The organism is Staphylococcus canis, from assembly GCF_016238445.1.
GTDB lineage: Bacteria > Bacillota > Bacilli > Staphylococcales > Staphylococcaceae > Staphylococcus > Staphylococcus canis.
The window spans coordinates 41,839-54,095 of record NZ_JABANU010000011.1; the positions used below are offsets into that span (position 1 = coordinate 41,839).

The 12,257-nt window shown below is 36.3% G+C and carries 13 protein-coding genes; 6 read left to right on the plus strand and 7 right to left on the minus strand.

Features of this window, described 5'->3' with window-relative positions:
• The first annotated feature begins 22 nt into the window (after nucleotides 1–22).
• Nucleotides 23–1,114: a glycine oxidase ThiO gene (gene thiO, locus HHH54_RS05430; protein WP_198617823.1), complete on the plus strand. Its 1,092-nt coding sequence runs from the start codon at nucleotides 23–25 to the stop codon at nucleotides 1,112–1,114.
• Nucleotides 1,115–1,204: 90 nt separating this feature from the next.
• Entirely contained in the window at nucleotides 1,205–2,596 is a 1,392-nt protein-coding gene (locus HHH54_RS05435; RefSeq protein ID WP_198617824.1) for an L-cystine transporter, read from the plus strand.
• A gap of 65 nt (nucleotides 2,597–2,661) precedes the next feature.
• Here HHH54_RS05435 and nfsA read toward each other — a convergent pair whose 3' ends face one another.
• A complete protein-coding gene (gene nfsA, locus HHH54_RS05440) occupies nucleotides 2,662–3,417 on the minus strand; it encodes an oxygen-insensitive NADPH nitroreductase (protein ID WP_198617825.1) in 756 nt (251 codons plus the stop codon).
• 148 nt (nucleotides 3,418–3,565) lie between these two features.
• On the opposite strand from nfsA, the gene HHH54_RS05445 reads away from it, so the two are divergent.
• From HHH54_RS05445 to ahpF, 3 genes are all read left to right on the plus strand, one after another.
• Nucleotides 3,566–4,339: a 2-keto-4-pentenoate hydratase gene (locus HHH54_RS05445; protein WP_198617826.1), complete on the plus strand. Its 774-nt coding sequence runs from the start codon at nucleotides 3,566–3,568 to the stop codon at nucleotides 4,337–4,339.
• A gap of 431 nt (nucleotides 4,340–4,770) precedes the next feature.
• Nucleotides 4,771–5,340 (plus strand): alkyl hydroperoxide reductase subunit C, encoded by a 570-nt coding sequence (gene ahpC / locus HHH54_RS05450; protein ID WP_198617827.1) that lies wholly within the window; start codon nucleotides 4,771–4,773, stop codon nucleotides 5,338–5,340.
• Nucleotides 5,341–5,355: 15 nt separating this feature from the next.
• Entirely contained in the window at nucleotides 5,356–6,879 is a 1,524-nt protein-coding gene (ahpF, locus tag HHH54_RS05455; RefSeq protein WP_198617828.1) for an alkyl hydroperoxide reductase subunit F, read from the plus strand.
• A gap of 86 nt (nucleotides 6,880–6,965) precedes the next feature.
• Here ahpF and HHH54_RS05460 read toward each other — a convergent pair whose 3' ends face one another.
• Together HHH54_RS05460 and bioB are read right to left on the minus strand one after the other, a co-directional pair.
• A complete protein-coding gene (locus HHH54_RS05460; protein WP_198617829.1) occupies nucleotides 6,966–7,916 on the minus strand; it encodes a DUF1002 domain-containing protein in 951 nt (316 codons plus the stop codon).
• Nucleotides 7,917–8,069: 153 nt separating this feature from the next.
• Nucleotides 8,070–9,050: a biotin synthase BioB gene (bioB, locus tag HHH54_RS05465; RefSeq protein ID WP_198617830.1), complete on the minus strand. Its 981-nt coding sequence runs from the start codon at nucleotides 9,048–9,050 to the stop codon at nucleotides 8,070–8,072.
• A 355-nt stretch (nucleotides 9,051–9,405) separates the two neighbouring features.
• Between bioB and HHH54_RS05470 the strand changes: the two genes are divergently transcribed.
• Complete coding sequence (locus HHH54_RS05470) at nucleotides 9,406–10,278, plus strand: PPK2 family polyphosphate kinase (RefSeq protein WP_198617831.1); 873 nt, start codon at nucleotides 9,406–9,408, stop codon at nucleotides 10,276–10,278.
• Nucleotides 10,279–10,382: 104 nt separating this feature from the next.
• Here the strand turns inward: HHH54_RS05470 and rpsR are convergent, their stop codons facing one another.
• The 4 genes from rpsR to HHH54_RS05490 all read right to left on the minus strand — a co-directional run bounded on the left by rpsR (nucleotide 10,383) and on the right by HHH54_RS05490 (nucleotide 12,230).
• Complete coding sequence (rpsR, locus tag HHH54_RS05475; protein ID WP_014614919.1) at nucleotides 10,383–10,625, minus strand: 30S ribosomal protein S18; 243 nt, start codon at nucleotides 10,623–10,625, stop codon at nucleotides 10,383–10,385.
• Nucleotides 10,626–10,666: 41 nt separating this feature from the next.
• Nucleotides 10,667–11,170 (minus strand): single-stranded DNA-binding protein, encoded by a 504-nt coding sequence (ssb, locus tag HHH54_RS05480; RefSeq protein ID WP_198617832.1) that lies wholly within the window; start codon nucleotides 11,168–11,170, stop codon nucleotides 10,667–10,669.
• A gap of 24 nt (nucleotides 11,171–11,194) precedes the next feature.
• Nucleotides 11,195–11,491, minus strand: coding sequence for a 30S ribosomal protein S6 (rpsF, locus tag HHH54_RS05485; protein WP_198617833.1), 297 nt, complete (start codon nucleotides 11,489–11,491; stop codon nucleotides 11,195–11,197).
• Nucleotides 11,492–11,669: 178 nt separating this feature from the next.
• Nucleotides 11,670–12,230, minus strand: a complete 561-nt coding sequence (locus HHH54_RS05490) for a DUF5780 domain-containing protein (RefSeq protein WP_232796262.1) — start codon at nucleotides 12,228–12,230, stop codon at nucleotides 11,670–11,672.
• Nucleotides 12,231–12,257: the final 27 nt, after the last annotated feature.

The following is a 12,257-nucleotide window of genomic DNA, read 5'->3' on the forward strand; positions in this document are numbered from 1 at the left end:
AACATTGGTAGGAGGCTTTTTTATGTTACAAACTGTCATCATCGGTGCAGGTGTAATGGGGTTATCTATTGCACGTCAGCTGGAGACCACACATCGAAACGTCCAAATTATTGATCGCTCGACTCCTCGTATGAACGCATCGTATGCAGCTGGTGGAATGTTAGGTGCACAAAATGAATTTTTCGAAGATACGTCCCTTTACCGACTCGCTATGAAGAGTCGTGAAATGATGCCAGAAACAGCACAAGCGTTACAACGAGAAACTGGTATGGACATTGAATATCAAAAGTATGGTTTGATTAAAGTGGCATCGAATCTCAAAGACATCCCTACTTTAGAAAAGCAACTCGCATTTTTACAATCTCATGATCACTCAATTAAAGCACTTTCTTCATCGGAAATGACAAAGCGTTTTCCTCATCTTGATTTAGACCAAAGTGCTGCATTTAAAATACAAGATGATGGTCAAATTAACGCTAATATTTATACTCAAGCACTGATACAATCGGTACTCAAACGTCCATCAGTATCATTGATGACACATACTGAGACTTATGGCATTCTCAAAGAAAATGAAGGTTATACTGTTCAAACCTCTAAAGGCGACATCAAGGCGGATGAGTTAATCATTGCAGCTGGTGCCTGGAGTGGCGCGTTACTTAACCATTTGGATATTCAACTTCCTACTCATCCGGTTAAAGGAGATGTCAAATTAATAGCGTCAGATTATAACGGTCTTAAAGAGACAATTTTTAATGTGAATGGGTGCTATATCGTTCCCAAAAAACCAAATCGATTTTTAATTGGTGCCACATCTGAATTCGATAATTGGAGTACTGAAAATAATGATGACAATATCAAATGGTTAGATAGAGAAAGTCAACGCATGATTCCTGAACTGGCACATAGTCACACAATCAAATCTTGGACAGGAATTAGACCTATTACACCTGATGAAGTACCGATAATGGGCACAGTGCGCCCGAACTTATATGTAACAACCGGTCATTATAGAAATGGAATTTTACTTTCTCCTATCGTCGGAGAATTAATGGCTAAACTCATAGACGGCGATACAAAAGCGCACGCAACACTTGCGCCTTTCACACCATAATCGTATACAACAAAAAAATTTTTCTTGATTTTATATACGCTTCCCATTATTCTTATAATATAAATCGGAATTAAAAGGAAGCGTGTTTTTATGTCTATTCTATTTATTATTATCAACTTAGCTATCTTTGTATTAGCCATAGCCGGCTTAGCAATGATGGCTAAAAAACATGTAAAATTTCCTAAGCGTGTATTTTTAGCGCTAGGTCTTGGTATTATTTTAGGTTTAATCTTACATCTTATTTATGGGTCGGACAGTAAAGTCACAACTCAAACTACAGAGTGGATCGGTATCATCGGAAATGGGTATATCTCGTTACTGCAAATGATTGTTATTCCACTAGTATTTATATCGATAGTAGCAGCATTTACAAAAATAGACATTGGAGAAAAGTTTGCCAAAGTCGGTAGCTTAATCTTTGTCTTTTTAATTGGTACTGTTACCATTGCTGCTATTGTCGGTATTATTTATGCCTTAATTTTCGGTCTTGACGCTTCAAATATTGATTTAGGTCAAGCTGAAAATGCAAGAAGCAGCGAGATTACAAATACTGCTAAAGAGTTAACAGCAACAACGTTACCGGCACAAATTTTAGAGCTCTTACCTGCAAATCCATTCTTAGATTTCACAGGTGCTCGTGCAACATCTACAATTGCTGTTGTGATTTTCGCAGCATTCATCGGTTTTGCGTACTTACGCGTTTCACGTAAACAACCTGAAAAAGGTCATCTGTTAAAACGCGGTATCGATGCAGTGTATGCACTTGTGATGTCAATTGTAACGTTTGTTTTACGTCTAACACCTTATGGTATCTTGGCCATTATGATTAACACAATGGCGACAAGTGACTTTGGTGCGATTTGGACACTCGGTAAATTTGTTATCGCTTCATATGCAGCTTTAATTACAATGTATCTCATTCATTTAATTATTTTAGTTGCTTTACGTATTAATCCAATTCAATATATGAAGAAAACAGCTGAAGTTATCATATTTGCCTTCACTTCTCGTTCAAGTGCGGGTGCCTTACCGTTAAACATTCAAACTCAAACAAATCGCTTAGGTGTACCACAATCCATTGCGAACTTCTCAGGTTCATTTGGTTTATCTATTGGACAAAATGGTTGTGCGGGGATTTATCCAGCGATGCTTGCTATTATGGTCGCACCAATTGCTGGTGTTGATATTAACTTACAATTCATCGCAACATTAGTCATTGTAGTGGTTTTAAGTTCATTTGGTGTAGCCGGAGTTGGTGGTGGTGCAACATTCGCATCTATCCTTGTCCTTTCTGCATTGAACTTACCAGTTGGATTAGCGGGTGTACTTATCTCAGTTGAACCACTGATTGATATGGGACGTACAGCCCTTAATGTTAATGACTCAATTTTAGCTGGAACTGGAACAGCAAAATTAACAAAACAATTAAATCAAGATACATTTAAATCTAATGACTATAACGAGTTAACATCTCAACATTAATATGAGCGAAATAAAAAGCTAGTAGGATGAAGCACACAGCTTACATCTTACTAGCTTTTTTATGATTATTTTTTATTAAATCCTGACATTTGTAACCAATCTAACATTTCAAGACGTTGTTTACTACTCATAAAGCCGGCAATTTGTTCTGACCATGTCTCAGTACGCGCACCATTAGTACGGTCGCTATAATATTTCGATACAGTTTGGTCATAATCTTTAAGTTGCTCGAGTTGTGTCTCTTTATCTTTTTGGTACCCATCAATGTGAAATACGTGATCAAGTGGCAATCTTGGTTTTGGCGAACCATTTTCATCATCAGCTGGCACACCTAAGGCCATACCAAATAATGGGAATGTATGTTCAGGTAATCCTAAGATTTCACGTACACGCTCACTGTTGTTACGTAGTGAACCTAAATAAACAATGCCATAACCCATGTCTTCTGCTGTAAGTGCGATATTTTGAGCCGCAAGCGCCGCATCTACAGAGCCTACTAATAAGCCTTCAGCAGATTGGAAGCTATCTTCCATATTTGCGTCACGTGCTTCATTAATCAATTGATGACGATAATAATCAATCACAAATACAAGTAAATAACCATTTTCAACGACATAAGGTTGACCTGATACTTCTCGTAAAGCTTCTTTTTTCTCCACATCTTCAACACCAATAAAAGATGTCGTTTGTAAATAACTTGAAGTCGAAGCCATTTGACCTGCTTCAATTAATTTACGAATGACATCACGATCAATTTTTTCATTTTTAAATTTACGCACAGAATGGTGTTGTTGCGTTAAATTATAAACATGTTCAGACATTTATAACACTCCTTTGATTTTTATTTACTTTCATATTATCAAAATTCCCAATAAAACGGCATTATAATCACTTTTCAATTAGACTTGCAGACTTTCACATTACTTAGTATTATAATAGTATAAATTTTCTGAAAAAGGAGTTATCGTTATGACACAAGAATCACAATTAGCCACTAAAATCTTTAAAGCTTATGAAACGAAGGAGCCTATTCCATTCCTAAATCCATCAGAAGATATCGATGAACATAAAGGGTATGCAATTCAAAATCTTTTGGTTAAGCAATTACAAGACTTCTACAAAGCTTCCGTTAAAGGATATAAAGTCAGTATGACAAGTGAGGAAACACAAGCCTACGCAAATACTCATGAGCCTGCATATGGTACGCTTTTTGAGACTTCATTTTATCAATCAGGAGACACGCTAAAGTTAGATCAATTCTTTGCGCCACTCATCGAACCTGAACTGGCTTTCATCGTGACGGAAGATTTACCTGAAAATCCTACTGAAGCTGATATTTTAAATCATACCCAACTTGCACCGGCCATTGAAGTGCCTGATGCTAGATACATCGATTGGTTCCCGAACTTCACCCTTGGCGATATTTTAGCGGATAATACCGCAACTGGTGGTGTCGTTTTAGGTGAAACAATCCCACAATTAGACTATGACACGCTTAAAGACGTTGAAATGACCCTAACATTTAATGGCGAAGTTCAAAAAACTGGAAAAGCCACTGAAGTACTTGGTCACCCTGTAAAGGCTGTACAATGGCTCGCTCAAAAACTTGTATCACACCAAAAATCATTAAAAAAAGGAGACATTATCTCTTCTGGAACATTTATTCCACCAATTAAAGCAGAACGCGGTACGTTCTCTGTAGAATATTCAAACGTCGGTACAGTGTCAGTCACATTCGAATAATAATATTTTTATAATCATCCTAGTACATTTAGCTGGGATGATTACTTTTTATCTAATAAGTGTATAATACATCTAGACACTTCATTGATATCAAATGCTCTTTACATTCTCATCAAGCAGTGTCTATCGTTTAATATGACGTTTTTATTGTTGAATAAACGGTTTTAATTGAGAAAATAAAATGATAAATGATATTATGATTTTGTGGTAATCGGTAACGTTGATATTGATTGATTTTTAACAAATCCCCATTATACCGGGATTTTTAATTCCTTTTCCAATTTATTCAAATATCATTTGACGTTTCCGACAATCCATGTCATAATAAATATCGAGATTAGAATTATTATTAATAAGGAATAATAACAAATTAGCCTTTTTTATTATTCTAATCTAATAATAATGAATATATTACTAGGAGGATATCCATTATGTCTTTAATTGGTAAACAAATAGAAGATTTCACAGCACAAGCTTATAACGCTAAAACAGATGAGTTTATTGAGGTAACTCAAGAAGATTTAAAAGGTAACTGGAGCGTTGTAGTATTCTACCCTGCAGATTTCTCATTTGTATGTCCTACAGAGTTAGAAGATGTTCAAAACCACTACGAAAAATTACAAGAGTTAGGCGTTAACGTTTACTCTGTTTCAACAGATACACACTTTGTACACAAAGCTTGGCACGACCATTCAGATGCTATCAGCTCAATTGAGTACACAATGATTGGTGACCCATCACAAACAATCACTCGTAACTTCGATGTATTAAACGAAGAAGCTGGTTTAGCTCAACGTGGTACTTTCATCGTTGACCCAGATGGTGTTGTTCAAGCAGCTGAAATCAACGCAGACGGTATTGGCCGTGACGCTAGCACACTTGTTCACAAAATCAAAGCGGCTCAATACGTACGTCAAAACCCAGGCGAAGTTTGCCCTGCTAAATGGGAAGAAGGCGGAGACACTTTAACACCTGGTTTAGATTTAGTAGGTAAAATTTAAGGGAGGCTTTTCTAAATGTTAGATCAAGAATTAAAGAAACAATTGTCTCAATTTCTTGATTTGATGGAAGGTGACGTTGTATTCAAATTGAGTACAGGTTCCGATGAACAATCACAAAAAATGGAAGAACTTGTGAATGAAGTAGCGGACATGTCACCTCGTATTACAGTAGAAAAAGCTCAATTAAAACGCACACCTAGTTTTAGTGTGAATAGACCTGGAGAGGACACTGGCATCACTTTTGCTGGTGTCCCTCTTGGTCATGAATTCAATTCTTTTGTGCTTGCATTACTTCAAGTAAGTGGTCGTGCACCAAAAGAAGAACAATCTGTAATTGACCAAATCAAATCAATCGATAGACCTTTAAATTTTGAGACTTTTGTTAGTTTGACATGTCAAAAATGTCCAGACGTAGTACAAGCAATTAACTTAATGAGTGTAATCAACCCTAATATCACTCATACAATGGTTGATGGTGCTGTATTTAAAGAAGAATCAGAAGACATTATGGCTGTACCTGCGCTTTTCTTAAATGGAGAGCAATTTGGTAGTGGTCGTATGACAATTACTGATATTTTAAACGAACTCGGACAAGGTCCAGATGCTTCTGAGTTCGAAGGTAAAGAGACATTTGATGTCCTTGTTATTGGCGGCGGCCCTGCAAGTGTAAGTTCAGCAGTTTACGCTGCACGTAAAGGATTACGTACAGGCCTTGTTGCTGATCGCATTGGTGGTCAAGTGAATGACACTGCCGATATCGAAAACTATATTGGTGTGACAAAAACAAATGGCCCTGCATTATCAAGTAATTTAGAACAACACCTTAACGATTATCCTATCGATATCATGAAAGGTGTACGTGCTGAAGAACTTCGTACAACAGACGAAGTGAAAGAAATCGTTCTAGATAACGGTGCAACACTTAAAACAAAATCATTAATCATCGCAACAGGTGCACGTTGGAGACAACTTGGTGTTCCTGGCGAAGAAGAACTTTCAAATAAAGGTGTCGCATACTGCCCGCACTGTGACGGCCCTCTATTCGAAGACAAAAATGTTGCTGTTGTAGGTGGCGGTAACTCAGGTGCTGAGGCTGCGATTGATCTTGCAGGTATTTGTAAACACGTTACATTACTTGAATACGGTTCAGAAATGAAAGCCGATCAAGTATTACAAGAGCGTCTTAAATCATTACCAAATGCGACAATCATCAAGAACGCTGCGACATCTGAAATTAAAGGTGACGACCGCGTTAACGGTCTCGCATACACAGACACAACTTGTGATGAAGTAAGACACCTAGATTTAGATGGTATTTTCGTTCAAATCGGACTATCTCCTAATACAGAATGGTTAGGCGATACAGTTCAACGTAATAAAATGGGCGAAATCGAAATCGATCGTTTAGGTCGCACAAATGTACCAGGCGTTTTTGCTGCTGGTGACTGTTCTGACCAACGTTATAAACAAATTATTATTTCAATGGGTTCAGGTGCAACTGCTGCATTATCAGCATTTGACTACCTTATCCGTAATTAAAATAAATGATGAAAAGTTGGGATATTTCAAATCGGTATCTAAACCGATGAATGATATCCCAACTTTTTTACATATTCTACACAAATTTATAAAAATGAAGTAAGCCAGTGCCATAGTTTTGTAAACAACGCGACAATCGCATCCCATAATTTTTGTAATGCGTTGCGATTTTCTTCTGTATCGAGTTGTTTCAAATCATCTAATTTGTCGCCAGCTTGACTTTGAATTTGCTTCATCAAGTCTTTCGCTTGTTTTTGATACGCCTCAGGATTCTGATTCATTACGTTAGACTGCGCAACTTCCATCATCATATTTTGAATGATCGCAATTTCATTATCACTTAAAATTCGATTCAATCCTTTAGCGTTCAATGTTTGTATCACAATTTGATTAATGGTCACTTGGTTAATTTGTTGTTCAGATGACTTAGCTTCAGCAATTTGACTCTTCATATCTGCAATAGCTTCATTTAACGCCTCATCTGAAAAAGCCGCTTGTCCTTGATGATTTTCACTGATTTGTGCTAATTCATTCATTTCTTGATGGGCATTTTGAATGTCACCTTCATTTAAGGTATGGCCTTGCGCTTCATACGCTTTGTAAATACCAGTTAATGCGCCCTCTCCAGACACAGGGTCAATAGAGGCGATTTTAATGACAGCATCTTGTATACCTGCAGTAATCGCAGCATTAGTGTATTGTGCCTGTGTAATTCGTGTAATCGTTTCAGGTGTTTCAATTTCCACATCTACACCGCTTGTAAATCGTTTAGGTTTTATGACTGCACTTGAATGAATATAATCATACTCAGTGCCTGTATAACGCACGACATCTGTACTATTTACAGTATACGTTGTCACATTCTGACCTACACCCAATTTTTGTTTGGTCTCTTCAAGTTGTTGAGGATTCAAATCTGCCCCTTGTAAAAATATCTCTTCTTTTGGTTTGAATTCACTAGCTGCATAGCTATTTGCAATTTGTCCATAAATCAATGCAGATATCATCGCACTACTCACTAATAACTTTTTATACATTGTTTCACTTCCTTTGATGTCGAACTCATTTTAGTTATTGTAGCACATTTATCATGGTCATATTATCATGCTAAGGCCTTAAGCTATGAATTTTTAAATAAAAACGCACCTCACATCCCATTCGGAATGTAAAGTGCATTTTATATTATGATGTTAAACCGTTGTAGGTTCATCAACATAATCAATCTCATACCCCATATCTTGAATCATATCATAATCCATTTTGTTCGGCTGACCACCTGTAATCAAATAGTCTCCCACAAAAATAGAATTTGCGACCATTAGTGCAGTCGCTTGTAATGAGCGAAGATTTACCTCACGTCCACCAGCAATGCGTATTTCCTTACTTGGATTGACTAAACGGAACAACGCTAAAATTCTTAAGCAACGCATTGGTGTGAGTTGATCCATATCACCAAATTTAGTTCCTTTTATAGGGTGTAAAAAGTTCACTGGAATACTATCAGCATCAATCGATTTTAACGCAAACGCCATATCCACAATATCTTGATCTGTTTCACCCATTCCGCAAATCACACCAGAACATGGTGAGATATTGTGTGCTTTCATCGTTTCAATCGTATCTACACGGTCTTGATATGTATGTGTTGTTACCACTTCTTCATGATAATTTTCACTCGTATTTAGGTTATGATTGTATCGATCTACGCCTGCTTTTTTTAGACGCTCTGCTTGTTCATCATTTGCTAATCCAAGACATGCACATATTTTAAGCTGCGGATGTTCAGCTTTAATACGTTCAACAGACGCTGTAATATGATCCACCTCTTTATCACTAGGCCCTCTACCACTCATGACAATACAATAAGTACCAATATTATTCTCAGCAGCAACTTTTGCCCCTTCTGTAATTTGATTTTCTGGAATGAGCGCATAACGTTGCTTTTCTTTCATTTCACGTGATTGACCGCAATAACCACAATCTTCAGGACAAATTCCACTTTTCGCATTTAAAATCATATTTAATTTTACTTTGTGGCCGTAATAATGTTTCCGTAACTGATAAGCTTCGTTTACAAGATCCATAGTATCAACAGTATTATCTGTAAACAGATGATATGCTTCTTTCGATGTAAGTGCTTCACCTTCTAAAATTCGAGCTGCGATATCCATCCTAGTCCCTCCTATATTAGTAATATAACAGAGATATTATACTACAAATGTAAATTATTTTAAATATAAGTTTACATTAAGTAGAAGTAAGTATTTTCGATAAATATGGAAGCTGTAACAGAAGATTAAGACTGACGGATGTCTAAAATCACAAATTAAGGTTAAGTATTACGAACATAATACAGTAAATAATACATTATCCACCCAAAATTTCTACTTGTTCGTAATGACTTAACCTTTTTATACTACAAATGCTAAACAAAAATTTTAAAAATTCCTCAAAATGAGGATTTATTTCAATTGAGTATGGGTATGTTTTAGAAACTCATAGTTTATGAGTTAAAAGGAGGCAATAATGAAAATAAATTTAAATGAATTCAAATATACAGGCCAAGAAGCTTTTCACTTTAACGATTACCCTTACTATAAAGATATTGACATAGATGAAACGACAATTCAAAATGAGGTTATTCCTGAATTAGTAGAAGAACTTAAAACACTACACTTAAAACTATTTGCGGAAGAGAAAAAAGGTGTTGTCGTTGTGCTTCAAGCAATGGACGCTGCAGGTAAAGATGAAGCTATCAGTTATATATTTTCAAATCTTAACGCACAAGGATTAAACACTGCTTCTTTTGGTAAACCAAGTGAAGAAGAGGCAAAACATGACTTTATGTGGCGTTTATATCAAGACTTACCAGCACGTGGTGAGTTTAGTTTACTTAACCGATCATACTATGAAGAAGTGATAGTTACACGTGTGCATGATTTACTTGATGATACTGAACACAACGCGATAGATGATGAAAATATTTGGAAAATGCGTCATCGTCATATCCGTGAACATGAACAATATTTAGTTGAGAATGGATTCCACGTCATTAAGTTTTTCTTTAATATGTCGAAATCCACTCAAAAAGAGCGCTTATTAGAAAGAATGGAAAACCCTGAAAAACACTGGGAATTTTCATTTAATGATGTCGAGGAACGTGAACATTGGGATACGTATCAAGATGTATTTGAAGATATGCTTACGCACACAGCTACTGACTATGCGCCATGGTATGTACTACCGGCTGATAATCCATGGTACTCAAGAGCAATCGTCTCTTCCGTAATGATTGAAGTTCTTAAATCTATTAATCCACAATTCCCATCTTTTTCAGAAGAAGATCAAAAAACTTTAAATGAATATATCACCAAATTAAAAAACGAAGCAGATGAGTAAAAGCACATGCTTATATCATTTTAAAGATTAAATATCACTAACTCGACTTATTACGAACGCCAAAAAACCCCGTACACTCCTAATGTACGGGGTTAATCACGTTATTAAGCTTCATCTTTAACGAATGGTAATAAAGCCATGTGACGAGCACGTTTGATTGCTGTAGTCAACATACGTTGATATTTAGCTGAAGTACCTGTTACACGACGTGGTAAAATCTTACCGCGTTCTGAGATGAAACGTTTTAATAATTCAGTGTCTTTATAGTCGATGTGTGTAATACCGTTCGCTGTGAAGTAACACACTTTTTTACGACGACGACCGCCTCTTCTTGGTCCACCTGCCATGATTTGTGCCTCCTTTACTTTAAAAATTTATTATTTTACTTCTAGAATGGTAAATCATCGTCACTAATATCAATTGGGCCATTCGCATTCGCAAATGGGTTATCGTTATTAGCGGATTGATTGTTATTTTGATATGACGCGTTTTGGCCTTGTTGTTGTCCACCAAAACCTTGTCCATAACTTTGGAAATCATTTCCACTGTTATTGGCATGGCGTTGGTTTTGTGATTTTGGTTCAAGGAATTGAACACTATCACATACAACTTCAGTGACGAATATACGTCGGCCTTCTTGATTTTCATAACTGCGTGATTGTAAGCGACCATCAACGCCAGCGAGACTACCTTTAAATAAGAAGTTACTTACATTTTCTGCTTGTTTACGGAAAACAACACAGTTAATGAAGTCCGCTTCACGTTCCCCTTGCGCATTCGTAAACGTACGATTAACCGCTAAGGTAAAAGTCGCTACACTAACGCCTGAGGGAGTCGTTCTGTATTCTGGATCTTTTGTCAATCGACCTACTAATACAACTCTATTAATCAATATTCACGCCCCCATTTTATTCTATTACTTGTCTTCGTCTTCACGGACAACAATGTAACGAATGATGTCGTCATTGATTTTAGCTAAACGTTGGAATTCGTCAGTAGCTTTATTGTTATCTGATTGAATACGTACGATGTTGTAGTAACCATCTGTAAAGTCTTCAATTTCGTAAGCTAAGCGACGTTTACCCCAGTCCTTAGTTTCCAATACTTCAGAACCTTCAGAAGCTAAAATTCCGTTAAAACGTTCAACTACTGCTTTACGAGCGTCTTCTTCAATGTTTGGACGCACGATGTACATTACTTCATATGTTCTCATTGTATATTTGCACCTCCTTGTGGTCTAAACGGAGAGGTTTATGACATGTGCTTGACACAATATCAAATCCTCCCAAGGAATAATTTTCATTACTCACATTCAAAGATTGTATCATAGTCCTTTACTTTTTACAATCATTATTCCATCAATTTTACCGTAATTATTTTGTCGTAATTAATCACTCTACAAAATTAACATAAGATTCTGCGTTTGGAATATCTTTAAGTCTTTTATCTTCATAAACGGATTTGAAATGATATAATTCAGGAGTATGCCATGTATTTCCGTCATAATCTTCATATTCTACAATAATCGTTTTAAATGCGTGAACATTATGATCTTTGTCTAATTCAATGCCCATATCTGAACCGTATGTACCACCTGAAATAATATTAGCTTTCTCATCTTTTACCATTTCAAAAGTTCCCTCTTTACCAAAACTATATTGGACTGGAATTGAAATAGGTAGTCCATTATTGTCCCAAGCTACTACACCAATTACAATCTTCTTAATGTCATCTGATGAATTGTTTTGAACAACTGTTTGAATCAAATCTGGATATAGTGATTTATATTCTGGATGTTGCACTGTAAAGTAAGCATCTTGAATTACAACTTCTTGTGCGTCTAATTGTTTTTCTAAACTTTCAGGAGTTACCTCCTCGTTCGTAGAATAAGATTGTCCATCTTTTGACTTGGAATCATTATCAGGTATCAAAATAAGGACTGTAATCACCATAATCAACAACAGCATTAATACACCTTA

Excerpts from the sequence above, each read along its gene's own strand:
- thiO (WP_198617823.1), top strand. The coding sequence starts at position 23 with ATGTTACAAACTGTCATCATCGGTGCAGGTGTAATGGGGTTATCTATT.
- HHH54_RS05435 (WP_198617824.1), top strand. The coding sequence starts at position 1,205 with ATGTCTATTCTATTTATTATTATCAACTTAGCTATCTTTGTATTAGCC.
- nfsA (WP_198617825.1), bottom strand. The coding sequence starts at position 3,417 with ATGTCTGAACATGTTTATAATTTAACGCAACAACACCATTCTGTGCGT.
- HHH54_RS05445 (WP_198617826.1), top strand. The coding sequence starts at position 3,566 with ATGACACAAGAATCACAATTAGCCACTAAAATCTTTAAAGCTTATGAA.
- ahpC (WP_198617827.1), top strand. The coding sequence starts at position 4,771 with ATGTCTTTAATTGGTAAACAAATAGAAGATTTCACAGCACAAGCTTAT.
- ahpF (WP_198617828.1), top strand. The coding sequence starts at position 5,356 with ATGTTAGATCAAGAATTAAAGAAACAATTGTCTCAATTTCTTGATTTG.
- HHH54_RS05460 (WP_198617829.1), bottom strand. The coding sequence starts at position 7,916 with ATGTATAAAAAGTTATTAGTGAGTAGTGCGATGATATCTGCATTGATT.
- bioB (WP_198617830.1), bottom strand. The coding sequence starts at position 9,050 with ATGGATATCGCAGCTCGAATTTTAGAAGGTGAAGCACTTACATCGAAA.
- HHH54_RS05470 (WP_198617831.1), top strand. The coding sequence starts at position 9,406 with ATGAAAATAAATTTAAATGAATTCAAATATACAGGCCAAGAAGCTTTT.
- rpsR (WP_014614919.1), bottom strand. The coding sequence starts at position 10,625 with ATGGCAGGTGGACCAAGAAGAGGCGGTCGTCGTCGTAAAAAAGTGTGT.
- rpsF (WP_198617833.1), bottom strand. The coding sequence starts at position 11,491 with ATGAGAACATATGAAGTAATGTACATCGTGCGTCCAAACATTGAAGAA.
- HHH54_RS05490 (WP_232796262.1), bottom strand. The coding sequence starts at position 12,230 with ATGGTGATTACAGTCCTTATTTTGATACCTGATAATGATTCCAAGTCA.